This is a genomic window from Phascolarctobacterium succinatutens CAG:287 (assembly GCF_000434895.1).
Taxonomy (GTDB): Bacteria; Bacillota; Negativicutes; order Acidaminococcales; family Acidaminococcaceae; genus Phascolarctobacterium_A; species Phascolarctobacterium_A succinatutens_A.
The window spans coordinates 1-24,903 of the sequence record NZ_FR892762.1; the positions used below are offsets into that span (position 1 = coordinate 1).

Sequence of the window (24,903 nt, forward strand, 5' to 3'; positions counted from 1 at the left end):
AATACTGGGTATCCAGTATTGGGGGTACATATCAATCTTTAACGTTGGTGTATTTGCGGTAATTATTCCTTCTCTGGCAAAAATTAAAGTCAGTGATTTGCTTGTATTGAGCTTTAATACCATTATGGTATTTATCGTGGTATTTGCTGTACTCTTCCTGTTCTTCTATATTCTGCCGCTGTGGAAAATCCTGGGCAACAGAAACCTGGCTATGGGCGTAGCCGTAATGCAACTTTTGGGCTTCCCGGCAACCTATCTGGTAGCAAACGAAATTGCGATTGCTACAGGTGAAACGGAAGAGGAAAGGCAGGTTGTCAACGACGCCATTATGCCGAAATATCTTGTAGGCGGTTTTGCTACTGTTACTACCTTCTCGGTAATTACTGCCGGTATTTTAGAGAAATTCTTGTAAATTGGTAAAGGAGAATAGTAATGAAATTTGATGCACAAAATTATCCGTATGCTTCTAAACGTAGTGTTGTTTATGCTAAAAACGGTATGGTATGCGTAGGTAATCCTACCGCTGCTTCCGCAGGCCTGCAAACCTTGCTTAAGGGCGGTAACGCAATTGATGCTGCTATTACTGTTGCAACCTGCCAGCCTGTAGTTGAGCCTACCGGCAATGGCTTGGGCAGTGACTGCTTTGCACTTATCTGGTATAAGGGCAAGCTGTATGGTATTAACGGCAGCGGTCCGGCGCCGATGGCTGCTTCTATCGCAGCCCTGAAGGAACGTGGCTTTGATAAAATTCCTCCCTATGGTGTTGAGCCGATTAACGTTCCGGGTGCTGTAGGCGCATGGATGGAAATTCATAAAAAGTTTGGCAAGCTGCCTATCAAAACTGTTATGGAACCCTCCATCAACTATGCGGAAAACGGCTATCCTGTTTCTCCGAACATGAGCCGTCTGTGGGAAGAGGCTGACGGCTTCTATACCAAATATAAAGACAGACCGGAATTCAAAGGCTGGTTTGATACCTTTGAGCCTAACGGACATTGGCTCCAGCCGGGCGAAGTATTCAAGAATCCCGATATGGCTAAAAGCCTGCGCCTGATTGCCGAAACCTATGGTGATGCTTTCTATAAAGGTGAATTGGCAGATAAGATTGACGCTTTTATGCAAGAACATAACGGCTTCCTGCGCAAGAGCGACCTTGAAGCCTACAAGCCGGAATGGGTTGAACCGCTGAGTGTCAACTATCGCGGTTATGATATCTGGGAGCTGCCTCCTAACGGTCATGGTATTACCGTACTTATGGCGCTGAATATTCTTAAGGGCTATAACTTTACCGAACGCGATACTGTAGAAACAATGCACAAGCAAATCGAAGCTATGAAGCTGAGCTTTGTTGATACTAAAGAATATGTTGCCGAGCCTTCCTACATGAAGGTTACTGCCGAGCAGCTTTTGAGCGAGCGTTATGCCGCAGACCGCCGTGCTCTGATTAATGATAAAGCACTGGAGCCGGTTGTAGGCGACCCGCGCTACAGCAGCACTGTTTACTTCTGCACCGCTGATGCCGAGGGTAATATGGTCAGCATGATTCAGAGCAACTATCGTGGCTTCGGCAGCGGTATCGTTGTACCCGGCACTTCTATTTCCTTTAATGACCGTGCCGAGAACTTCTCCTTTGATGAAAATCATCCGAATGCTTTGCAGGGTGGCAAGCGTCCGTATCACACCATTATTCCTGCCTTCATGACCAAGGATGGTCAGGCTGTTAGTGCCTTTGGTATTATGGGTGGCTTTATGCAGCCGCAGGCTCATGTTCAGGTTGCTATGAACATGATTGATTTCGGCCTGAATCCGCAGCAGGCGCTGGATGCGCCGAGATGGCAGTGGATTGGCGGTAAAACTGTAGAAGTGGAACAGGATACTCCTAACCACATTATCCGTCAGCTGCAGCGTATGGGCCATAACGTTGTGGTTCAGCCGGACCCGTATCATATGGGCCGCGGACAGATTATTATCCGCGATGAGGATGGCGTGCTGTGCGGCGCAACCGAAAAGCGTACAGACGGACAGATTGCCTGCTTCTGATTTAACAGCAGCTTAATGAAAAACTATTTCCCCGGTATTGCGTGTTTGCGCAATATCGGGGATTTTTGCAATGCTGAAGAAGTTAAGCCTGCCGATATCTGTGGTAAAAGAAGCATCTCTTTAAATTTTGCAATATCTTTGTGAAAAACAAAAATAAAAAAAGGATTTTGGATATACTTGCAAGAATTAATAATAGTTACGAAGCTGTGTGAAGGAGTGAAAGCAAATGATAGTAGGCATTGGCTGTGATATTATCGAAATAGAACGTATTGCCCGGGCAATAAAGCGCGAGTCTTTCATTCAGCGTGTATTTACAGCAAAGGAGGCTGCTTATTGCCAAAGCCGTGGTCAGCAGGCAGCAGCAAGCTTTGCTGCGCGTTTTGCAGCTAAGGAAGCCGTGCTGAAGGCTTTGGGAACAGGCCTGAGAGAAGGTTCATTGCAGGAAATAGCTGTAGCTAATGATGGGCTGGGCAAGCCTTTAGTGCAGCTTAGCGGGCACTTTGCAATGCTGGCAAAACAGCTTGGCGTAAAAAATATACAAATCAGCCTGAGTCATAGCAGAGATTTTGCTGTGGCCTATGTGATAATGGAGGATGACAAATGAAATTAGTAAATGTACAGGAAATGAAACAGCTTGATCAAATGGCGACAGCGGAATATGCTGTACCGGGAATCTTATTGATGGATAATGCAGCGCAGGCTGTTGCTGATGCTGTAAATGATAGCTTGGACGAGCTGGACGGCGAAAGCGTAGTTGTTTTTTGCGGTGGCGGCAATAATGGCGGTGATGGCTTCGGTGCTGCCCGTTGGCTGCAAAATTACGGTGCGAGAGTGCGCGTTTTTGTTGTGGGCAAGGCATTGGAGGCTGTGACTGGTGATGCTGCAGCAGAGCTTGCGATGCTGCAAAAAACTGATATTAAGGTAGAGGCTATTGCCAGCGATGATGATTGGCTGCTGGCGGAGCTGGCTGTTGCCAAGGCAGATTTGTTGGTTGATGCGTTAGCAGGAACTGGTTTCCACGGCGAGCTGGAGGGAGATATTCTGCGTGCCTGCAAGCTGTTAAATGAAAGCGAAAAATATATTGTTGCTGTTGATGTGCCTACGGGTGTAAATGCAGATAATGGCACTGTTGCTGAAAATGCAGTGCGTGCAGATAAAACAGTAACTATGGCTTTGCTGAAAACCGGTCTTTTACTTTATCCAGGTCGCGAATATTGCGGTGATATTGAGCTGGCAGATATTGGTATGCCTGCAAAAATGGCTGACGAATGTGCGAGCAAAAAATATCGTCTGACAGACGATATTGTACGCGAGCTGCTGCCGCTGCGCAAGGCAGATGCGCATAAGGGTGATGCCGGACGCGCTGTAATTTGCGCTGGCAGCCCCGGTTTTACCGGTGCTGCAGCCTTGAGCAGCTACGCTGCTGTTAAGGCAGGCGCCGGGCTTGTTTCACTTTATACTCCGCTCAGCAGCAGAGATGTGCTTGCAGGCAAGCTGACGGAGGTTATGGTGCATGGCTTGCTGGAGCGCATGCCTGGTATTTTGGGCGGCGGTGCTGCAGGCGATGTTGCGAAAAATGCTAATGCAGCTGACGTGCTGGCGATTGGCCCCGGCTTAGGCACCAGCGAAAGCACCCAGCAGGCAGTGCGCGATATATTGCTGCAGCTGCAGGTGCCTGTTGTTATTGACGCAGATGCACTGACAGCTTTGCAGGGGCATACAGAAATTTTGACGCAGATGCAGGCTGCAAAGGTACTGACACCGCATCCTAGCGAAATGGCACGCCTTATTGGTAAGGAAATCAGTGAAATTAATGCTGACCGTATTAATATTGCTATGCAATATGCGAAGGAATGGAATGCTGTACTGGTGCTCAAGGGAGCGCCGACAGTTATTGCCTGCCCGGACGGCACTGTTTATGTCAACAGCACTGGCTCTAGTGTCTTGGCTACAGGTGGCAGCGGTGATGTGCTGACAGGTATTATTGCCGGTCTGGCAGCGCAGGAGATTACTTTGCAGGAGGCTGCTGTTTGCGGTGTTTATCTGCACGGAAAGGCTGCGGATATCAGTGGTATTGATATTGGTCTGGCAGCAGGTGAGCTGGCGCAGTTTTTGCCGGAGGCGCGACATGAGGTTCTGAAAGGCAATTAATGCTTTAACGGTAATTTTGTTTACAGACTTCTGTAATTAGTGTTAAAATAAATTGTTGAAGTAAAATCTTCGGTAAGAGTGTGTAAGTTTGCGAGGTGGAACTATTGCGCAAGATTTTCCTGCTGACGCTGCTGGCCTGCTGTATGCTTTTAGGCGCGGCTGCTCAGGCGGCGCAGATAACAGATGTAAAATGGGGTGTCAATAAAGCAGACGTTCTGCGTATTGTTGTTGATGTAACGGATACTGCAGGCTATGCTGTTGATATGGATGGTAATACGCTGAATTTGACGGTAAACGCTGATAAGGGAGCGCAGGTGCCGCAGAGTAAGGCTGTAAAAAGCTCTTTGGCTGATTCCTTGAAAATTGTGGATAAAGGCAGCTACACGGTGGTGCGTGTACCGCTGAAACAGCGCCTGCTGGAAAAAAGCTATAAGGCTTTCGTCTTAAAGAAGGATCCTGCAACAGGCCGTCCCTTCCGTGTAGTGCTTGATGTTACGCCGCGCCAGGCTTCCTACAGCGGTTCCGGTGCTGCAACCACCGTTGTAAGCAACAGACCGGTAGTAAGCAACCGTCCAACAAAAAATAACAGCAGTATCAAGAAAAATACCGTTATAAAAACAAGTACCGCAGCGGATAAGAAAGCGGATAAAAAGAAGAGCAGCAGTAAAAAGAAAAACGATAATAAGAAAAATACTGCTGCTGCCAAAACAGAAACAACAGTAAATAAACCGGTCAATAAATCTGATGCTGATAAGCCTGCGGTAATCAAAGGAAACGGCAGGTTCCGCACAAGCGGTGGCCTTGACGGTAAAATTATTACCTTAGATGCAGGCCATGGCGGTAGCGATCCGGGCGCTATCGGCAGTGATGGTACCAAAGAAAAAAATATTACCCTGGCTATTACAAAAATAGTTAAGGAAATTCTGGAAGATAAGGGTGCCAAGGTTTATATGACGCGTACTACCGATGTTGATGTGTTCGGACCTAATGCCAGTGATGCAGAGGAACTGCAGGCACGTGTAAACGTAGGCGAAAAATATAATTCGGATATGTTCGTCAGCCTGCATATTAATTCTTCGGTCAATAAAAATGTTGGTGGTTTTTCTACATACTACTATCCGAAAACCGATAATGATTTGCGCTTAGCCAAAAATATCCAAAATAAGCTGGCAGCTAATTTTGGTGTAGATGATTTGGGTGTACGTCAGGCAAACTTTTATGTTATCAAGCGTATCAGTATGCCAGCAGTTTTGGTTGAAATGTGCTTCATCAGCAATGAAAAGGAGCTGACCTTGATGAAGGGACAATGGTTCCAAAAGAAGACAGCGTGCCTGATTGCTGAAGGAATTGAACAATATTTTGCATAATACGGAGGCGGCAAGAATGAGAAAGCTAATTTTATTGATGCTGCTTTTGTGTGCAGTAATAGCAAGCGGTTGCAGTGAAAATGTTCCGCCGCAAGAGGATGCCAAGAATGCAGCAACTGCTGTAGTGCAGGAAAAAAAGGATATCAGCTTTATTGTTTATCGTGCAGCTTCTGATGGCAGCGAAAAGCTGTTGCCGGAAAAAATTACGATGAAGGATAACGGCAAAAGTTTGCCGGAAAATGCTTTGATTGCTTTGGTGACTACAAAGCCGCAGGATGCGAAGATGGATGATGTTGTACCTATCGGCACTAAGGTTCGAAGTCTGAAAATTGAGCAGGACGGCACTGCCTATGCTGATTTTACGCGCGAGCTGGCCAAGAAGGGACAAGGCTCCTATGGCGAGATGATGCTTTGCTACGCTATTACCAATACCTTGACAGAGTTTCCGGAAATTAAACGGGTACAGATTCTGATAGAAGGTAAAAAGGCTATTACCTTGAGTGGTCATATGGATATTGAGGATCCGCTGACGCGTAATACGACTTTACTGTAAAAACAAAGAAGCGGTACTGGTAATTCTGGTGCCGCTTTTTCAAATTATTGATTACTATGGCAAATACTTTTGCCAAATGTGAGGAGAGTTGGTTATGGAAATTTATTTGCAGGACAGCGCTGCAACGGAAGCCTTGGGAAGGCTTTTGGGCAAGCATGCAGCAAGCGGTGATGTGTACTGCCTGAGCGGAGATCTGGGAGCAGGCAAAACGCTGCTCAGCCGCGGTGTTGCTGTAGCCTTGGGTGCTGAGGCTGAAGATGTCAACAGTCCGACCTTTGCCATCATGAATGTTTATCAGGGGCGTGAGCTGGAAATAAGGCATTTTGATTTATATCGCCTAAACCGTCCGGAAGAGCTGGAAGACATTGGCTTTGAGGAATATGCCGGAGGCGATGGCGTAACCTTGATTGAATGGGCTGAGCTGTTCAAGGAGGAGTTACCGGAGGAATATCTGCAGATTACATTGCTGCATGATGGTGAAGGCCGTCGTGCTGTGCTGCAGGCTCAGGGTGAAAGATACGAAAAACTGCTGCAGGAGGTAGAAGAAGATGCTGACTTTAGCAATTGATACGGCCACCAAGGTGTGCACGATTGCTTTATGCTGTGATAAGGAAATTTTAGCTGAATATACGATAAATATGGGGATGACACACAGCGAAGGCTTGCTGCCGCAATTAGACCAGCTGTTGCAGCGTACCGGTGTACAAAAGCAGGAGATAGAGCTTTTGGCTGTCAGCATGGGCCCCGGTTCCTTTACCGGTCTGCGTATCGGTCTGGCAACGGCAGAGGCTATGGCCTACAGCTGGCAGTGCTGCCTGCACGGTGTTGATACGCTTAAGGCGATGGCTTATAATATCCAGCTTGAGGGCAGGGTGCTGTCACCGGTGCTGGATGCCCAAAAGGGGAATTTTTACCAGGCCTTATATGAATGGCGCAATGGTGAGCTTGTAGAGCTGGCACCTGTTGAGGTTGTCAGTGCGGAAAAAGCATTAGAAAGAATTGCGTTGCAGGGAACCCCTGCGTTGCTTTTGGGCGAGTGCACCAAGCTTGCGAAAAACGGTCTGCCTGATTTTATCAGCGTGGCACCCGAAGCATTGCGTATGCCTAAAGGCAGCTCTGTTGCCTTGGCTGCCTTGGCAGAATTTGATGCAGAAAACGATAAGAAAATTTTTGGCCTGGAGCCATACTATATCAGAAGATCGGAGGCTGAGGAATTGTGGGAGAAGAAGCACAAGCAACAATAAGCTTCAGAGCAATGACGGAAGCAGATATTCCGGCTTTGGTTGCCATAGAGGCACAATCCTTTTATGATGCCTGGAATGAAAATATGCTGCGCAATGAAATAGCAAACGAGCTGACTACTTATCTGGTAATGGAATATGCCGGCAAGCTCGTAGGTTATGCTGGCTTCTGGCTGGTGGCAGGCGAAGCGCAGATAACCCGCGTAGCTGTTGCTGAGGAGGAGCGCGGCCAAGGCTATGGTACACGCCTGACGGCAGGACTGGTGAACAAGGCCTGGGAGCTTGGTGCTACGGCGATGACGCTGGAGGTGCGCGAGGGCAACATTGCCGCGCAGAAGGTTTATCTGACCTGTGGCTTTGCCAGCGAGGGCATTCGTCCGAATTATTATGAAGATAATCATGAAAATGCAGTTATAATGTGGCTGTATAAAGAAGGAGCAGGCCATGAATAAAGAGCAGAAGGATGTATATATTTTAGGTATTGAAAGCAGCTGTGATGAAACTGCTGCTGCCGTAGTAAAGAATGGTCGTGAGGTGCTGAGCAATATTATTTCCTCACAAATTGTTATTCATCGTAAATTTGGCGGCGTTGTGCCGGAAATTGCTTCCCGTAAGCATATCGAGAACATTATGCCGGTTATTGACGAGGCTTTGTCTCAGGCAGGCGTCGGCATGGAGCAGATAGATGCTGTTGCCGTTACCTATGGACCTGGTCTGGTCGGCGCGTTGCTTGTCGGCCTTTCGGCCGCCAAGGCGCTGGCCTGGGCAACGGATAAACCGTTGATAGGTGTCAACCATCTTGAAGGCCACGTATTTGCCAATTTTTTGGCAGACAGCGAGCTGAAGCCGCCGTTTATGGCGTTGGTTGTCAGTGGCGGTCATACGGCGCTGCTGAAGGTTACCGGCTACAACAGCTTTGAGCTTTTGGGACAGACGCGTGATGACGCAGCAGGCGAAGCCTTCGATAAGATTGCCCGCGTTATGGGGCTGCCTTATCCCGGCGGTCCGGAAATTGAGCGTCTGGCATTGGACGGCAATGACCAGGCAATTGATTTTCCGGTAGCACGTCTGGATAAGCCTTACGAGTTCAGCTTCAGCGGTCTGAAATCTGCTGTAATCAATTATCTGCACAACCAGCAGCAGGCAGGTCGTGAGGTGAACCGCAGCGACGTGGCGGCATCCTTCCAGCGTGCAGTTGTGGATGCACTGGTTAAGGAAGCAGTACATGCTATGCAGCATACCGGTTATAACAAAATTGTTTTGGCCGGAGGTGTTTCTGCCAACAAAACACTGCAAAACACGCTGGCCAAGGCTATGGAGGGGATTGGCGCCCAGCTGGTACACCCGACACCAATTTTGTGTACCGATAATGCCGTAATGATTGCCTGTCGTGGGTATTTTATGTATCAGGCGGGTAGCTTCAGTCCATTGGATTTAAACGCTAATCCATCGTTGAAATTAGGCTAGACAAATGTCTTTTATGGTGTATAAGCCTGTGGATATTGTGGATAATTTGGAAATATCCCTATATAAGCGCATTAATGTTGTGGAAAAGCTTGTGGATATAGTGGATAAAATAGTGGATTAATCAGAAAAAGCTGTGGAAAGGACGACAGCAGGAAGAAGAGGGGAAACATGCTGAGTAATTTAACAGCAGAACAAAGAAATAGTTTACAAGCTATGCCACAGGTGCTCGGCTTGGCAGCAGATATAGCGCATGCTGCTGTGACAATTTATCTGCCGGGAGAAAATAAAAAGTTTTTAAATGTTTATAAGCAGGAACAGCCGATGACTCAGGTTGGCAATGTGCGTCCTGATATGACAGGGCGACGTGTGCGGGCGGTTGAAGAACCGCTTGTAGCGCGTGTGCTGCAGAAAAATGTGCCTGTCAACGGCAAGCGGGAGTGGGCCCTGGGTATGTTCAGCAGCCTGAAGGTTTTCCCGCTGCGCGACAGTCGTGGCCATTGCTATGGCGCTGTCAGCTTTGAAAGTGCTGCTCCTGATGATATTATTATTGCCCAGGCGTTGGAGCTTTTGTGCAGCCTGCGCCAGGATGTGAGCAATAACAATAACTATCGCCGTCTGCTGCCTTCTGACGGCATTATGGTGGTAGATACCAACAGAGTGATTATTGCTGCCAATAATCGTGCGCGACACATGTTTGACGTGATGGATATTTCCCACCTTGTTGGCTGCCGTACTAATGATGTTGCTATCAACTGGCCGCTTGTTGGCATGGTTATGGAAACTGGCACGGCAGAAAGCAAGGAGTTTACCATGCATGGGCTGTTGCTTTCTATACGCATTCTTCCGGTAATACCAAGGCCGAAGGCCGGTTGTGCAATTGTCATTTTGCAGGATATCACTGAGCTGCGCAAAAAGGACGAGGAGCTGCTGATAAAATCTGTCGTAATCAAAGAGATTCATCACCGCGTAAAGAATAATCTGCAGACTATTGCCAGTCTTCTGCGCTTGCAGGAGCGCCGCGCGCAGTGTGATGAAACCAAAATAGTTTTGCGTGACTGCGTCAACAGAGTCAACAGCATCGCAATTGTGCATGAATATCTTTCGCAGCAGGATGCCGGGCTGATTGATGTCGGTAAAGTAGCTAAGGGAATTTATCAGGCGATTATCAGCAGCATGCTGAATCCTGAATTTATGCTGCATGCTGATTTTAAAGCAGATCCTGTACAGCTGCCGTCGGACAAGGCGACGAGCATTGCGTTGATTTTAAACGAATTGCTGCAGAATACTATAGAACATGCTTATGAAGGGCGCATGAGCGGCAGTCTGCAGGTGCGTTTTACAGAAGAGAGCAAACAGTACGTTTTGTCAATTGCTGATGACGGAGTTGGTCTTCCGGAAGGTTTTTCCTTAAATAGCAGTCGTCATAGCTTAGGCCTGAAAATAATCAAGACAATGGCGGAAGCAGACCTGCAGGGAAGCTTCCGCTTGACGAATCGTGAGGATGGCGGTACACTTGCTTTAGTAACAATTCCAAAGGAGGGGCTGGAAGATGTTAAATAAACTGAGAATATTATTGGCAGATGACGAAGCTATTTTGCGTCTTGATTTACGCGAAATGCTGGCAGATGCCGGTCATGACATAGTAGGTGAGGCTGCGAACGGACAGGAGGCAGTGAAGCTGGCTGCAGAATTAAAGCCGGATTTTATCATCATGGACGTAAAAATGCCCGTCATGGATGGTATTACGGCCGCAAAAATCATTGCTGCCGATAATATTGCACCGGTATTACTGTTGACAGCATACAGTCAGCAGGATATTGTTGAGCAGGCATCTGAGGCAGGCGTTATTGCTTATCTTGTTAAGCCTGTGCGTGAGGAACAGCTCTTTCCGGCAATGGAGATTGCAGCCAAGCGCTTTCAGGAAATGCAGAAGCTTAATCTGGAGCTTGACAAGCTGAAGGAAAGTCTGGAGACACGTAAGCTGTTAGACCGTGCCAAGGGGATTCTGATGACAGCGCATGGCATGACGGAACAGGAAGCGTATCGTAAGATGCAGCAGTTCAGTATGGCTAAACGTATCAGCCTGAAGGAACTTGCGGAAAGCATTATTGCCGCGGCGGCGAAGAAGCAAGGATAAGCTAAAAGAGCAGTACGAACTGCTCTTTTTTTGTGCTCAAGCAGAATTTTGAACCTGCGAAGCAAAAAAATAGAGCGCTGAAGCATGTTTTTGAGGGTGTGAAGCTGAATTTGCGACAAATTTGTAAAAAACAGCAAAAAAGTACTTGCATTTTTTCCTAATATGGATATAATAAGAATTGTGGTTAGCACTCAGAGTAAAAGAGTGCTAATAACCAAGAAGCAAATTACTCTCACGTTAGTAAGAATACTCGAAAGGGGTTATGAAAAATGTTAAATTTAAAACCTTTGGCTGATCATGTTATTGTTGAGGCTGTAGTAGTAGAAGAAAAAACCGCCAGCGGTATTTTCTTGCCGGACACCGCTGTAAAAGAAAGACCGCAACAAGGTAAAGTGCTGGCAGTTGGCGCTGGTAAATATGACCACGGCGTATTTGTAAAACCTTCTGTTAAGGTTGGCGATGAAGTAATTTTCGCTAAATATAATGGCACTCCTATTAAACATGAAGGTAAGGAATATCTGATTCTCAATGAGCGTGATTTATTCGCTGTAATCGAGAAATAATTTTTGGCGTTGCAGAAAGCACCGTCTGCGTCGTTATCGGTACTGCACAAAGCACGGCGCAAATCAATATGTAGTTTAATAATAAAGTAACTTAAGGAGCGATATAAAATGGCTAAACAAATCCTGTTTAATGAAGAAGCTCGTCGCAGCCTGGAGCGTGGCGTAAATGCTCTGGCTGACGCTGTAAAAGTAACCCTCGGTCCTAAAGGCCGTAACGTTGTACTGGAAAAGAAATTCGGCGCACCGACCATCACCAATGACGGTGTAACCATTGCCCGCGACATCGAACTGGAAGATCCGTTTGAAAACATGGGCGCACAGCTGGTTAAAGAAGTATCCATCAAAACCAACGATGTTGCCGGCGACGGCACCACCACTGCTACCGTTCTGGCACAGGCTATGATTAACGAAGGCATGCGCAACGTTGCTGCCGGCGCTAACCCGATGGTTCTGAAAAAAGGTATCAAAAAAGCAGTTGACGTACTGGTTGACGAACTGAAAAATGTTTCCCAAAAGGTTGAAACCAAGGCTGCAAAAGCACAAGTTGCTTCCATCTCCGCAGCTGACGACGAAATCGGTAACCTGATTGCCGACGCTATGGAAAAAGTTGGCGACGACGGTGTTATCACTGTTGAAGAATCCAAGACCATGGAAACTCATCTGGAAACTGTTGAAGGCATGCAGTTCGACCGTGGCTACATTTCCCCGTACATGGCAACTGACGCAGATAAAATGGAAGCTGTACTGAGCAATCCGTACGTATTCATTACCGACAGAAAAATCACCATGATTGCCGACATTATGCCGGTTCTGGAAAAAGTTGTTCAAAACGGCGGCGAACTCTTAATCATCGCTGAAGATGTTGAAGGCGAAGCACTGGCAACCCTGGTTGTTAACAAACTGCGTGGCACCTTCAAGGCTGTTGCTGTTAAAGCTCCTGGCTTCGGCGACCGTCGTAAAGCAATGCTGCAGGATATCGCTACTCTGACCGGTGCAACCGTTATTAGTGAAGAAGTTGGCCGTAAACTGGACAGCGCAAGCATGGCAGACCTTGGCCGCGCAGGTCAGGTTCGTGTAACCAAAGAATTGACCACTATCGTTGACGGCCTGGGTGATAAAGATGCTATTGCTGCACGCGTTGCTCAAATCCGTGCACAAATTCCGGAAACCACTTCTGATTTCGATAAAGAAAAACTGCAAGAACGTTTGGCTAAACTGGCTGGTGGCGTAGCTGTTATCAAAGTTGGCGCTGCTACCGAAGTTGAGCTGAAAGATAAAAAACTGCGCATTGAAGATGCTCTGAACGCTACCCGCGCTGCTGTTGCTGAAGGCATTGTTGCCGGCGGCGGTACTGCTCTGCTGCAAGTACAGCCTGCTCTGGCAAAAATCAAAGCTACCGGCGATGAGAAGACCGGCGTAGAAATCGTTAAACGCGCTATTGAAGAGCCTGTTCGTCAAATCGCTTACAACGCTGGCCTGGAAGGCGCTGTTATCGTTGATACCATTAAACGCAGCCGCAAAGGCTATGGCTTCAACGCTCTGACCGAAGAGTATGTTGACATGATCGAAGCAGGTATCGTTGACCCGACTAAGGTTACCAGAAGCGCACTGCAAAATGCTGCAAGCATCGCTTCTATGGTTCTGACCACTGAATCCATCGTAGCTGACAAACCTGTTAAGGAAGGCGCTACTATGCCGGCAATGCCTCCGATGGGCGGCGGCATGCCCGGTATGATGTAAGCTGCAGACCGGATGTCAAAATTGTATAATATAGCTTGAGTAGGCTATAGATTGCACACTCTGTTACTGATTTGGTAGCAGGGTGTGCTTTTTTTGTTACAAAAAAGCTGATGTGAAAAATTATCTAGGTATTAGTGTAGTCTAATTATGTTTTTTTGCTGGCAAATATGCTATAATAATTTCATTCTATAGACAGAAGGAGCTGTTGATAATGGGTGAAGCTGCAGCCGAAAAAGATTTTTACTGGAAGCTGTTTAAATCGACCTTTATAATTAGTGCCTTTACTATCGGCGGCGGTTTTGTCATCATTCCGTTGCTGAAGGCCAAATTTGTTGATGAGTATAAATGGATGGATGATAAGGAAGCGTTGAATCTTGTGGCGATTGCACAGTCTGCACCGGGTGTTGTGGCAGCCAATGCGGCAATCAGCATGGGCTACAAGCTTGGCGGTATCCGCGGTACGCTTACTGCTTTGCTGGCAACGATTTTGCCGCCACTGATTACCCTGAGCGTTATTTCCTATGCTTATGATGCCTTTGCGCATAACCAATATATTCAGCTGGTTTTGAAGGGCATGCAGTGCGGCGCGACGGCTATTATCATCAATGTAGCGATTGACCTGCTCAAAAAGGAGCTGAAGAAAAAATTGGCACTGCCGTTTTTGATTATTATCGGTACCTTTATTGCCAATTATTTCTTTAATATAAATCTGATGTATGCAGTAATTGTGGATGCTGTTATCGGCTTCTTCCTGCTGCGTGACAAAAAGTACGCGTAAGGAGGCAGCGAGATGTATATTTATTGGGAGCTTTTCTGGAGCTTTGTTAAGGTTGGTGCCTTTTGCGTCGGCGGCGGTTATGCTTCGATGCCGTTGATTCAGGCGGAGGTTATTGAAAATCATGCATGGATGACTATGCCGCAGTTTATTGATATTTTTACGATTTCGCAGATGACGCCGGGTCCTATCGGTATCAATGCGGCGACGTTCGTCGGTACAAAGGTTGCAGGCTTGCCCGGTGCTGTTGCGGCAACTGTGGGCTTTGTTTTCCCTTCGGTGTTTATTGTACTGGCACTCGCAAAATTATTCTTTAAATATGGCGATATCGGTCCGATTCGCGGTATTCTGAACGGCCTGCGTCCTGCGGTTGTGGCACTCATCTGCTCTGCCGGATTGAGCTTTGTAATGCTGGCGCTGTGGAATACGGAAACACTGCCGAAGGATTTTACCAAGGTGGATTTGCTTGGCTGCATTGTGCTGCCAATTTCCCTGTGGTGTATCCGTCATAAGGTAAGCGTTATCCGTACACTGTGCATGAGCGGTGTTTTGGGCTTGATTTTGGGTATTGCGGGTATTCGCTGATAATTAATGTAATAGCGCGCTGCGCTGTGAGCTTCGGCTTGCGGCATGGCGTGCTTTTTGTTACACTCATGTTAACTTAAGTAAATTAACGGTTGACGCAAGCGGAATTCTGCTATATAATAGATACAGTTAACCAACGAATAGTGTCGGTTAACTACTAAGGTTAGGGATGTGAATTACAATGCAAAAGATTATTGCACTGGCCGAGAAGGTTTTGAACGGTCAGGATATTACTAAAGAAGAAGCTGAATTTTTGATTAACGTGAGCGATGACGACACCATGCTGCTTTTAGCTATGGCTGACAAGATTCGCCAAAAATATGCCGGCGATGCTGTTGACTGCTGTGCAATCATCAACGGCCGCAGCGGTAAGTGCAGTGAGAACTGCAAGTTCTGTGCACAATCCGCACATTATCATACTGGTGTTAAGGAATACGGCCTGCTGAGCGAAGAGGAAATCTTCAATGCAGCTAAAAAAGCTAAGGAAGCAGGTGCTGTACGCTTCTCCATCGTTACCAGTGGTCGTGGACAGAGCAAGGCTGATGACTTTGAAAACATCTGCCGTACCCTGAAACGTATTAAAGAAGAACTGCACATTGAGGTTTGTGCTTCTTTGGGCATTTTGACTGTAGAGCAGGCAAAAGAGTTGCGCGAAGCCGGTGTAACCCGCTATCATTCCAATCTGGAAACCGCAGGCAGCAACTTCCCGAATATCTGCACTACTCATACCTATGCTGATAAATTTGTTACCATCAAAAATGCACAGGCTGCCGGCCTGCGTGTTTGTAGCGGTGGTATTTTAGGACTTGGCGAAACACGTGAGCAGCGTGTAGAATGGGCCTTCACTCTGAAGGAGCTGGGCATTGACAGCGTACCTCTGAATATGCTGACTCCGATTCCGGGCACTCCGTTTGAAAACAACAAACCGTTGCCGCCTTTGGAAATCCTGCGTGCGTTCGCTGTTTTCCGTTTTGTTCTGCCGAAGGCACAAATCCGTACCGCAGGCGGTCGCGAAGTAAACCTGCGTGACCTGCAGGCACTGGCACTCAATGGCGGTGCAAGCGGCATTATGATTGGCGGTTATCTGACTACTGCCGGCCGCGGTACTGACCGCGATATGCAGATGCTCAAGGATCTTGATCGTCCGCGCAGCATGCCTAATCTCGATTAATTAGTTTTCCATGAATTATTAATAAATCTTACACCTTAAAATCTCAAAAAGATAAGCAGACTGGAGTTGCGACCAGTCTGCTTATTTTTTATATGTGCGTGATAACGCACCGTCTTCCGCATCATCAATCCCTCGACGTATGAAAAATACGCCGTCGGGATTGCTTCTTTGAATCCGGCACGTTCTGACGCACGCATTTATTTGATAACGCACCATCTTCTGCATCATCAATCCCTCGACGTATGAGAAATACGCCGTCGGGATTGCTTCTTTGAATCTGGCACGTTCTGACGCACGCATTTATTTGATGACGCACCGTCTTCAGTATCATCAATCCATATCATCAATCCACCATTTATTTGCGGAAGCACTGCCCTCTACGGCAAATTTTATGATATAATATAATTTACTAATGACTTTAAAGAGGTGAAGCAAAATGCAGTCACACTTTCTTATTATTACCGGTATGTCCGGTGCAGGTAAAACGCAGGTTGTGCGTACCCTGGAGGATTTAAATTTCTTTTGCATAGACAATTTGCCAGCGACACTTATTCCCAAGTTTGCGGAATTATGTCGTCAGACATCGGAGGACAAGGTAGCACTTGTTGTCGATATCCGTGGAGGTCGTTTTTTTGACAAGCTGTTGCAGGTTTTAGATGAAATGGAGGCCAGCGGACAAAAATATGAGCTGCTGTTTTTGGATGCTTCCGATGCGACACTGGTGCGCCGTTACAAGGAAACGCGTCGTCGTCATCCATTGGGTGAGCGCAATACCTTGCTGCAGAATATTACCTGTGAGCGTGAATTGTTGGATCCGCTGCGCGAAAAGGCTACGCATATTATTGATACCTCAACGCTGACTACGGCACAGCTGAAGGCTAAGGTAACAGAAATGTTTGGCGAGGGCTCTTCTAAAGAGCGTATGGGCATTGTTGTGCGTTCCTTTGGCTTTAAGCATGGCCTGCCGCTTGACAGTGACTTGGTGCTTGATGTGCGTTTTTTGCCCAATCCGTTTTATGTGGAGGAGCTGCGCAATATGACCGGCAACGACCGTCCGGTAGCAGATTTTATCTGCCGTTATCCGCAGACCTTCCAGTATCTGAAGCTGGAGGAGCAGCTGCTTGATTTTCTTGTGCCACAATATATCAGTGAAGGCAAGGCACAGCTTGTTATCAGCGTCGGCTGCACCGGCGGACAGCACCGCAGCGTTTTTATTGCCAATAAATTGTACGAATATCTGCGCGAAAAGGGTTACAGCGTTGATGTGACACATCGTGATATTCCTCACAGAAAGTAAGGGAGGAGCCTAATGGGTTGGATTAGTTGGCTGTGTCCCGGCATTAATTTGAAGCGCTGGCTGCTGCTTTTTGCGGTAGGTGTACTTTTATGTGCTTTGGGACTGGCTTTGTTTTTTAATTATCAGCTGATGGGCAAGGCAGAAGAACTGCTCTTCCAGATGACCTATCTGACAACAGGACGCTATTCAAATGGCCTGATTATGTCGATGGGCGTGGTTTTTCTTATTGTGGGATTTGCTATTATGGTCTACGGAACACGTCGCTTAATCAGTTCGGTAGTATCTGTTGTAGTGCCCGACAAAAACGGTTCATTGATGGAAACGATTTTTATGCAGCGCAAGCTGACACGTGGCCCTGCCATTACCGTTGTCGGCGGCGGTACCGGTCTGTCGACGCTTTTACGCGGTATGAAGTATATTACCAATAACTGTACTGCTGTAGTAACAACTGCCGATGACGGCGGGTTTTTCCGGAGGCGGTGCGAGGGGGTGGGGATTTCCGGACGTCTGCGCAAGGAGTTGGGTATTATTCCTCCCGGTGATTTGCGTAACTGCCTGACGGCTCTTGCTGACCGTGAGCCGCTGATGGAACGTTTGATGCAGTATCGCTTTCAGGGTGATTCTCCGCTTGCAGGCCATTGCTTCGGCAATTTGTTTATTGCGGCGATGGCGCAGGCTGAAGGTGGCATGGAGGCCGGACTGAATGCTACGAGTCAGATTTTGAAGGTGCGCGGCAGAGTTATTCCGTCTACCTTGGAGAATATTCAGCTGCAGGCACGTATGACAGACGGCACTATTGTGACAGGTGAATCGGAGATTCCCAAAGTGCGCAAGCAAATCAAAAAGATGATGATGCTGCCGGCGGATGCGCAGGCAGCAAATGGTGCGATAGAGGCTATTTTAAACGCGGATGTACTTATTTTTGGCCCTGGCAGCCTGTATACCAGTGTTATTCCTAATCTTTTGGTAGAAGGAATCCGTGATGCTGTTGTCAGGTCCAACGCTATCAAAATCTATATCTGCAATGTTATGACACAGCCTGGCGAAACTGACGGCTATGGTGCTTATGACCATGTGCAGGCGTTGGTTGACCATGTCGGTACGCAGTTTTTGGATTACGCTATTGTAAATTCCCAGGATGTTACTTCGGAGCAGCTGCGTCAGTATGATGCTGAAGGCTCGCGTCCTATTACGCCGGATATTGATAAAATCCGCAGTCTGGGAATTACGGTTGTACCGGCGCGTTTGATAAGCAAGGATGATTTGGTGCGCCATGATCCGCGTAAATTAGCGCGTGTACTTATTGCTTTGATTTATCGTCTGCGTCTTTTTGGGCGCGGTATGCAGTTTTTTGATTACTTCTTTATGCGTGCAGGCATGAAGAAGCTGTGCAAACAAAAATAAAACCAGATACAGGCTGAGAAAGGAGGAGTCTGCTTGTCTTTTTCCAATGATGTAAAAAATGAATTATCTCGTATAGAAACTAACGATGCTACCGGTGACAAAGCAGAGCTGCTCGGTCTTTTGCGTATGAGCGGTGCAATTGTTATCCGCGGTATGAATATAGGTATCCACTTTTCAACAGAAAATGCTGCTTTGGCCAGACGTGTACTGCAGCTGTTGAAAAGCAATTATCAAGTGCAGACGGAGGTAGTTATTACCCGTTCACGCCGCTTGAAGAAGAATAACCGTTATCAGGTACATGTAGTGCCGGCGCCGCAGGTAAGCAAGGCGCTGAACGAGCTGCAGCTCTTAAGTGTAGAGGGCGATTTGAAAAATCCGCTGCTTTCGCATCACGAAGGCAAGCGCACCTTTTTGCGCGGAGCTTTTTTGGGTGGCGGCAGTATCAGTCGTCCGGCCAGTGATTACCATCTGGAGATGGTTACCGGCAACGAGGATTTTGCTCATACGATTATTAAGGTTATGCAGAGCTTTTCCTTGAAGGCCAAGCTGACCGACAGAAAAAACGAGTATATTGTTTATCTGAAGGATGGCGAAAGCATTATCAATTTCCTGAGTGTTATCGGTGCGCATAATGCGATGATGGAGCTGGAAAATGTCCGCATTGTCAAGGAAATGCGCAATAATGTCAACAGAGCAGTTAATTGCGAAACTGCGAACCTGAACAAGGTGGTTAAGGCTGCCGTGCGTCAGGTAAGCTGCATTCATTATATTGATGAGCATATGGGGCTGAGCGAGCTGCCTCAGGGATTGCAGGATACGGCGCGTCTGCGTCTGCAGTATCCGGATGTGTCGTTAAATGATTTGGTAGAATACTCCGGTGGCCTGGGTAAATCCGGCATAAATCATCGTTTGAAAAAGCTGCAGGATATTGCAGTAGGTTTAGGTATGGAATTGGAGAAATCAGATAAATGATTAAGAAAGTATGCTTAGTATTCCTGGCGCTGGTTGTCGTACTTTTGGCGGTTGCAGGTGTTGCATGGAAGCTTAACGGTGAGCGTTGGCAGCAGGAATATGCGGCCTTTAGGAAAACCGGTGCACCGGTACTGATGTATCACGCTGTCGGTCTGGAAGAAGGCGCAGACTGGCCAAAAACGCTGATCATGAAGCCGGAGCTGTTTGAAGCGCATCTGCAGTACCTGAAGGAGCAGGGCTACACGATTGTGACGGTAGCAGAGCTGGCAGAGCGTCTGCAGCAGGGAAAAAGTGTAGATAAGTACGTTGCCTTGAGCTTTGATGATGGCTATAAGAATAATCACAGTGTAGTGCTGCCGTTACTAAAGAAGTATGATGCCAAGGGCTCGTTCTTTGTCATCAACAGGGATATCGGCGATGAGCTGCATATGAATGAGCAGGAAATCAAGGAGCTGATTGCTGCCGGTATGGAGCTTGGCTCGCATACCTACAGCCATAATCCGTTGGCTGCTATCGATGAAAAATATCTGGTATGGGAAACGGATACGTCACGTTATTGGCTGAAGAAGAAATTCGACGGCTATATTGTGCGTACTCTGGCTTATCCTAACGGCAGCTATAATGACAGGGTTATCGCTGCAGCGAAAAAATACGGCTTTTACAGGGCGCTGACTGGTCATGTAGGTGTCAATACGGCGGCTACGTACCAAAAGGCACCCTTTGAAATGTACCGTGTAACCGTTGCCGATGACGGAAACGGACTCGAGGGCTTTAAGAGACGTTTAGAGCAGGCATATTTCTTCGGCTTTTTGCAGACGAAGGGCATTGATATCAATATTGTGCGCGACATATTCGTGCGCTAAGGAATATTTAGGGAGGCGGTTGTCTCCCTTTTCCTTTGCAAGCAAGGTTAACCTAAAAATAAAACAGGTTGACAACAAGGGAAAACTAGAGTATTCTATAAACTATGAATTATGACAGATGTCATAAAGGCTTTGGAGGCGTGTGATATGCATTTAAAAACAAAAGAACTGATTTTATGCGCACTGTTTATTGCGCTTGTAACTGTGGGAACTTTTATAAAAATTCCGGTGGGCACTGATGTCTATACACTGCAGTTTTTGTTTACTTTATTGGCCGGGTTGCTGCTCGGACCGCGTCTGGGAGCGATTGCCGTCTGCACCTATGTTGTTATGGGCTTAGTTGGTATTCCGGTTTTTGCCTCGGGAGGTGGTCCGGGATATATTGCGCAGCCGACGTTCGGTTATCTGCTGGGCTTTATCGTGCAGGCATGGGTAAACGGTGCCTGGGCACGCAAGGCTAAGCAAATTAATTTCCGTAGCCTGTTGGAAGCAAATCTTGTTGGTATGGTAATTGTTTATCTGTTTGGACTCGTGTGGTTCTATGTAGTATCCAATTATATAATCAATGCACCGATTTCTGTGTGGGCGGTTATCTGGTACTGCGGTATTCTGCAGGTTATTCCTGATGTTGTGCTCTGCATTGGTGCGGCGATGCTGGGTGTGCGCGGTTATAAGGCCGGCATCTGGCTGAAGGTATAAAAAAGCAGTCCTTGCAATCTTATAAAAAGGTTGCGGGACTGCTTTTAGCTTTTTAGAAGGCCTTCTGCAGGAAAGCGTCGAGGGAAGACTCGTTCATGCTGCCGACTATGCGTGCAATTATATGTCCGTCGGCGCTGATGATGTAGGACGCCGGAATAGCGTCAATGCCGTAGGCACGTCCAAGTGCCTGATGATCACCGTAAGCAGCGGGGAAGGTGTAGCCCTTGCTTTGGATGAAACGAGCAGGATCCTGTTCGTTATCATCTACGCTGAGAATAACAAAATGCATTTTGTCTTTGTATTCGGCGTATTTCTTTTCAATATGAGGCAGCTCGCCGACACAGGGAGGGCACCAGGTCGCCCAAAAGTTGATGAAGACAGGCTTGCCTTTTAAGTCATTCAGACGCATGGTTTTGCCACTGCTTAACTCTTTGTAGCTGAAATCGGGTGCGACTTCGGCAGCCGAGGCAGCAGCGGTGTTCATCTGCGGTTTGCTGTCGGCAGTTTTATCGGAGAAGGGGCAGCTGCAGCCTGCAGTAAATAATAACAGTGCAGTCATAGATAAGGTTAGCAGAAATTTTTTCATGTTGACCTCCTTATAAGGATAAGAGAAAATGGTATATTTAAATTAAAACCTTTTGCTAAGGGAAATGGCCTTTACCGGGCAGACACTGCGGCATTCACCGCAGGCGATGCATTCACTGTCACCTACATGCCGGCAATCCATTTTGCAATGCTCCATACAACGGTCGCAGTTGATGCATTTTACAGTATTTACCTTCATGCCAAAGAGGGAGATTTTATTAAACAGTCCGTAAATAGCGCCTAAAGGGCAGACGAAGCGGCAGAAGGGTCGATAGATGAAGATGGCTGCCAGCACAGTCAGGCATAACAGTGTCAGCTTCCAGATAAACAGCTGGCCCAAAAGCTCACGAATCTGCGGCTTGAAAAATGCCAGAGGCAGAGCAGCCTCCAAAGTACCTGCGGGGCAGATAAATTTACAGAAGGCCGGTACGCCGCTGCCGGTGAAATGATAAAAGGCTAAGGGCAAAATAATGAGAAAAATCAGCGCGATAAAATATTTCAGATAGCTGAGCAGATAGGTAAAGCGGTTGCGCTGCAGCTTAGGCGTAGGAATTTTGTAGAGCAATTCCTGCACGAGGCCGAAGGGACAGCCCCAGCCGCAGATAAGACGCGCAAAGATTAACGCAAAGAGCAGAATGAAGCCCAGCACATAGAAGGGAATGCGCAAAAATACACCGCTGAGAGAGCTTTGCAGAGAACCAAGCGGGCAGGCGCCCAAGGCTCCGGGGCAGGAATAGCAGTTTAAACCCGGCAGGCAGATATTCTTGCTGCTGCCCTTCCAGATATTGCCGGTGGTAAAGCCTGACAGATTGCCGTTATATAGGAGGGCGGTGCAAATCTGTATAAGCTTACGTTTAACCAATGCCGATACACTCCAGACAAATTGTCGCTGCCTTGCGCCAGACGGCAAGATATTCTCTGTTGCAGATACCATATGTCAGCATGGCGGCAGCGCTCAGAAGGATTAAAATACGTGTTATTTTCATAGCAAGCAGACCTCCTATATAATTACTAAGAATATTCTAGCATATACAATGAAATTTTACTATGAATGCATGACTATACATTATTGAGGTTGGGTAGCAAATAGCAGAAAATAATATTAAATTATTTCTATCCGCGTGTTGCAATGATTTTCTGACTGGTGTTGTATGGATAAAAGCGTATGAACAGGCTATAATAAAAACAGATAATGCAATGGAAGAATATAGGTCGCGAAATAGTATTTGTAAATGAGCAATTTAAAAAAATCCTTGCAAAATGGGCAAAAACAAGGTAAAATAAAACAAGTAATAATATATTTTTTTGGAGGTAATCGTTATGCGTAAACACATCAAAACTGTTAATAAAGCAATGCTGAACAAAACTCTGCGTACCGGTGGCTGCGGCGAGTGCCCGGCTTCCTGCCAATCCGCTTGCAAAACTTCCTGCACCGTTGGCAACCAGGTTTGCGAACACTGCAAATAATATCTGAGCTTAATGCAGCTCCCTGTCTGGTGCAGGGGGCTGTTTTACTATCTATGCAAAAAGAAAGGTTGGAATACATGCTGATACATAAAATGCGTCTTGATGATAATATGGCTGTGCTGGATATCAACAGCGGTGCCGTTCATCTTGTAGACGATGTTATTTACGATTTACTCGATTATTATGATGGCAGCAACGATGCTGAGGCTATGGCTGCTTTGAAGGATAAATACAGCGAAGAGGATTTGCGCGATGCATTGGAAGAAATGCACGGCCTGCAGGATCAAGGTCTGCTTTTCAGCCCTTCCTTTGATGTACCGCCGACTTTTGCAGAAAAGCCGATTGTCAAATCCCTGTGCCTGCTTGTAACCCATGACTGCAATCTGCGCTGCGGTTACTGCTTTGCCGACACAGGTTCCTTTGGTGGCTGCCGTCAGCTCATGAGCAAGGAAACTGCGGAAAAGGCTATCGAGTTTGCTATTGAAGGCAGCAAGAAGCGCCATAACCTGGAGCTGGATATGTTTGGCGGTGAACCGCTGATGAACTGGCCGGTTGTTGTTCATATTACCGAATATGTACGCCGTCGCGAAAAAGAAACCGGCAAGAATATTAAACTGACTTTGACAACCAACGGTACTCTTTTGAATGATGATAATATCAAATTCCTCAACGATAACCGTGTTATGCTGGTTCTGAGCCTGGATGGCAAGAAGGAAACTCATGACGCTATGCGTCCGTTCCCGAATAAAGCCGGCAGCTATGATGCAGCTGTACGCGGCTTTAAGAAGGTAATTGACAGCCGTGAGGGCAAAAACTACTATCTGCGCGGAACCTATACCCATTTCAGCACCCATTTCTGTGAGGATGTGCTGGATATGACTAAGGTTGGCAAGGAAATTTCCGTAGAACCCGTAGTAGGCATTGATGAACCCTGGGTATTGACCGAGGAAGATCTGCCGGTAATTTTCGATGAATACGATAAGCTGGCGCGTGCATATCTGGAGCGTCGTCGTGAAGGCAATCCCTTTGACTTCTTCCATTTCAATGTAGCACTTGATAACGGTCCGTGCGTAGCTAAGCGCTTGGCAGGCTGCGGCGCCGGTCATGAATACTATTGCATTACTGCTGATGGCGATATTTACCCGTGCCATCAGTTTGTAGGCCGCGAACAATATAAGATGGGTACCTTGGATACCGGTATTGTTACACCTGAGATGGTGCAGAAGTTCCGTCATACCCATGTTCTTACTAAGCCGGAGTGCAGCAAATGCTGGGCACGCTTCTTCTGTAGCGGTGGCTGCCACGCCAATGCGGATTTAATTAACGGCGATATTACCAAGCCGTATGAGTATGGCTGTCGTCTGCAAAAGAAACGTCTGGAGAATGCTATCATTGTTCAGGCTCTTTTGTCTGCTGAAGCACAGGAAGGCGAGGACCTGCGTCCGCATATCAACAATTTCACTTACGAAAAATAATAGCTTTTTACTAGTGCGCTCTGCGAAAGCAGAGCGCATTTTTACGTTCTCGTCGATAATAGTGAAAAATGCCGGAAAAAAACAAGCAGGAAATTTGCTGCTGAGAAAGAAAAAAATCTCGAAAATTTTTCGGGAGAAAGTGATTTTTTTACGCAGAATTTGCCGTTTTTCGGTAGAAAATCTAACTTTTTTTGAACTTTTTTCAAGAAATTTTGATGCCGAAAAAGGCGATAACCAAGCATAGTTGTTTTTCCACGAATCCTAGTGTTTCGCGAAAAAATGTTAAAAAAGCAACAAAAAAGGTGTTGACATAATGCAGGTCACATGGTATTATATACAAGTCGACGCGAT

The 24,903-nt window shown here is 46.9% G+C and carries 26 protein-coding genes and 1 pseudogene; 24 read left to right on the forward strand and 3 right to left on the reverse strand.

Features of this window, described 5'->3' with window-relative positions; translation table 11 throughout:
* The 22 genes and pseudogenes from BN587_RS02025 to BN587_RS02130 form a co-directional block, all read left to right on the forward strand.
* Nucleotides 1–412, forward strand: a pseudogene (locus tag BN587_RS02025) (hypothetical protein); the annotation flags it as partial.
* Between the two features lie 20 nt (nt 413–432).
* Nucleotides 433–2,040 (forward strand): gamma-glutamyltransferase, encoded by a 1,608-nt coding sequence (gene ggt, locus BN587_RS02030; RefSeq protein WP_021719482.1) that lies wholly within the window; start codon nt 433–435, stop codon nt 2,038–2,040.
* 226 nt (nt 2,041–2,266) lie between these two features.
* Nucleotides 2,267–2,644 (forward strand): holo-ACP synthase, encoded by a 378-nt coding sequence (locus tag BN587_RS02035; protein ID WP_021719483.1) that lies wholly within the window; start codon nt 2,267–2,269, stop codon nt 2,642–2,644.
* A complete protein-coding gene (locus tag BN587_RS02040; protein ID WP_021719484.1) occupies nt 2,641–4,191 on the forward strand; it encodes a bifunctional ADP-dependent NAD(P)H-hydrate dehydratase/NAD(P)H-hydrate epimerase in 1,551 nt (516 codons plus the stop codon). Before BN587_RS02035 ends, BN587_RS02040 begins: the two co-directional genes overlap by 4 nt.
* Nucleotides 4,192–4,295: 104 nt before the next feature.
* Nucleotides 4,296–5,558 (forward strand): N-acetylmuramoyl-L-alanine amidase family protein, encoded by a 1,263-nt coding sequence (locus BN587_RS02045; protein WP_021719485.1) that lies wholly within the window; start codon nt 4,296–4,298, stop codon nt 5,556–5,558.
* 16 nt (nt 5,559–5,574) lie between these two features.
* A complete protein-coding gene (locus BN587_RS02050) occupies nt 5,575–6,111 on the forward strand; it encodes a GerMN domain-containing protein (protein ID WP_021719486.1) in 537 nt (178 codons plus the stop codon).
* Nucleotides 6,112–6,205: 94 nt separating this feature from the next.
* Nucleotides 6,206–6,679, forward strand: coding sequence for a tRNA (adenosine(37)-N6)-threonylcarbamoyltransferase complex ATPase subunit type 1 TsaE (gene tsaE / locus BN587_RS02055; protein ID WP_021719487.1), 474 nt, complete (start codon nt 6,206–6,208; stop codon nt 6,677–6,679).
* Nucleotides 6,660–7,355 (forward strand): tRNA (adenosine(37)-N6)-threonylcarbamoyltransferase complex dimerization subunit type 1 TsaB, encoded by a 696-nt coding sequence (gene tsaB, locus BN587_RS02060; protein ID WP_021719488.1) that lies wholly within the window; start codon nt 6,660–6,662, stop codon nt 7,353–7,355. Before tsaE ends, tsaB begins: the two co-directional genes overlap by 20 nt.
* Nucleotides 7,328–7,804: a ribosomal protein S18-alanine N-acetyltransferase gene (rimI, locus tag BN587_RS02065; RefSeq protein WP_021719489.1), complete on the forward strand. Its 477-nt coding sequence runs from the start codon at nt 7,328–7,330 to the stop codon at nt 7,802–7,804. Before tsaB ends, rimI begins: the two co-directional genes overlap by 28 nt.
* On the forward strand, nt 7,797–8,819 hold the full coding sequence (tsaD, locus tag BN587_RS02070) for a tRNA (adenosine(37)-N6)-threonylcarbamoyltransferase complex transferase subunit TsaD (protein WP_021719490.1): 1,023 nt from the start codon (nt 7,797–7,799) through the stop codon (nt 8,817–8,819). The genes rimI and tsaD overlap by 8 nt, the downstream gene beginning before the upstream one ends.
* Nucleotides 8,820–8,987: 168 nt before the next feature.
* The gene (locus tag BN587_RS02075; RefSeq protein WP_021719492.1) at nt 8,988–10,379 is read left to right on the forward strand and encodes a sensor histidine kinase; all 1,392 of its coding nucleotides are present in this window, start codon (nt 8,988–8,990) and stop codon (nt 10,377–10,379) included.
* On the forward strand, nt 10,369–10,956 hold the full coding sequence (locus BN587_RS02080) for an ANTAR domain-containing response regulator (protein WP_021719493.1): 588 nt from the start codon (nt 10,369–10,371) through the stop codon (nt 10,954–10,956). The genes BN587_RS02075 and BN587_RS02080 overlap by 11 nt, the downstream gene beginning before the upstream one ends.
* Nucleotides 10,957–11,225: 269 nt before the next feature.
* Nucleotides 11,226–11,519, forward strand: a complete 294-nt coding sequence (locus BN587_RS02085) for a co-chaperone GroES (RefSeq protein ID WP_021719494.1) — start codon at nt 11,226–11,228, stop codon at nt 11,517–11,519.
* Between the two features lie 108 nt (nt 11,520–11,627).
* Nucleotides 11,628–13,259, forward strand: coding sequence for a chaperonin GroEL (gene groL / locus BN587_RS02090; protein ID WP_021719495.1), 1,632 nt, complete (start codon nt 11,628–11,630; stop codon nt 13,257–13,259).
* Between the two features lie 211 nt (nt 13,260–13,470).
* Nucleotides 13,471–14,037: a chromate transporter gene (locus BN587_RS02095; protein WP_021719496.1), complete on the forward strand. Its 567-nt coding sequence runs from the start codon at nt 13,471–13,473 to the stop codon at nt 14,035–14,037.
* 12 nt (nt 14,038–14,049) lie between these two features.
* Nucleotides 14,050–14,619, forward strand: coding sequence for a chromate transporter (locus BN587_RS02100; RefSeq protein WP_021719497.1), 570 nt, complete (start codon nt 14,050–14,052; stop codon nt 14,617–14,619).
* A gap of 181 nt (nt 14,620–14,800) precedes the next feature.
* Complete coding sequence (gene bioB, locus BN587_RS02105) at nt 14,801–15,790, forward strand: biotin synthase BioB (RefSeq protein ID WP_021719498.1); 990 nt, start codon at nt 14,801–14,803, stop codon at nt 15,788–15,790.
* A 436-nt stretch (nt 15,791–16,226) separates the two neighbouring features.
* Nucleotides 16,227–17,087 (forward strand): RNase adapter RapZ, encoded by an 861-nt coding sequence (gene rapZ, locus BN587_RS02110; protein WP_021719499.1) that lies wholly within the window; start codon nt 16,227–16,229, stop codon nt 17,085–17,087.
* Nucleotides 17,088–17,099: 12 nt separating this feature from the next.
* Nucleotides 17,100–18,491, forward strand: coding sequence for a gluconeogenesis factor YvcK family protein (locus BN587_RS02115; protein WP_021719500.1), 1,392 nt, complete (start codon nt 17,100–17,102; stop codon nt 18,489–18,491).
* Nucleotides 18,492–18,524: 33 nt separating this feature from the next.
* Nucleotides 18,525–19,463, forward strand: coding sequence for a DNA-binding protein WhiA (whiA, locus tag BN587_RS02120; protein WP_021719501.1), 939 nt, complete (start codon nt 18,525–18,527; stop codon nt 19,461–19,463).
* Nucleotides 19,460–20,326 carry a polysaccharide deacetylase family protein gene (locus tag BN587_RS02125; RefSeq protein ID WP_021719502.1) on the forward strand — a complete coding sequence of 289 codons (867 nt, stop codon included), beginning with the start codon at nt 19,460–19,462 and terminating at the stop codon, nt 20,324–20,326. The genes whiA and BN587_RS02125 overlap by 4 nt, the downstream gene beginning before the upstream one ends.
* Before the next feature lie 147 nt (nt 20,327–20,473).
* Nucleotides 20,474–21,025: a biotin transporter BioY gene (locus BN587_RS02130; protein ID WP_021719503.1), complete on the forward strand. Its 552-nt coding sequence runs from the start codon at nt 20,474–20,476 to the stop codon at nt 21,023–21,025.
* Nucleotides 21,026–21,077: 52 nt separating this feature from the next.
* Here BN587_RS02130 and BN587_RS02135 read toward each other — a convergent pair whose 3' ends face one another.
* The 3 genes from BN587_RS02135 to BN587_RS11695 are packed head-to-tail and all read right to left on the reverse strand — an operon-like array spanning nt 21,078 to nt 22,596.
* A complete protein-coding gene (locus BN587_RS02135) occupies nt 21,078–21,611 on the reverse strand; it encodes a TlpA family protein disulfide reductase (protein ID WP_021719504.1) in 534 nt (177 codons plus the stop codon).
* A gap of 42 nt (nt 21,612–21,653) precedes the next feature.
* The gene (locus BN587_RS02140) at nt 21,654–22,472 is read right to left on the reverse strand and encodes a 4Fe-4S binding protein (protein WP_021719505.1); all 819 of its coding nucleotides are present in this window, start codon (nt 22,470–22,472) and stop codon (nt 21,654–21,656) included.
* Nucleotides 22,465–22,596, reverse strand: coding sequence for a CD1871A family CXXC motif-containing protein (locus tag BN587_RS11695; protein ID WP_021719506.1), 132 nt, complete (start codon nt 22,594–22,596; stop codon nt 22,465–22,467). Before BN587_RS11695 ends, BN587_RS02140 begins: the two co-directional genes overlap by 8 nt.
* Before the next feature lie 334 nt (nt 22,597–22,930).
* On the opposite strand from BN587_RS11695, the gene scfA reads away from it, so the two are divergent.
* On the forward strand, nt 22,931–23,077 hold the full coding sequence (scfA, locus tag BN587_RS11700; RefSeq protein WP_009145710.1) for a six-cysteine ranthipeptide SCIFF: 147 nt from the start codon (nt 22,931–22,933) through the stop codon (nt 23,075–23,077).
* A gap of 77 nt (nt 23,078–23,154) precedes the next feature.
* Entirely contained in the window at nt 23,155–24,552 is a 1,398-nt protein-coding gene (gene scfB / locus BN587_RS02145) for a thioether cross-link-forming SCIFF peptide maturase (RefSeq protein ID WP_021719507.1), read from the forward strand.
* Nucleotides 24,553–24,903: the final 351 nt, after the last annotated feature.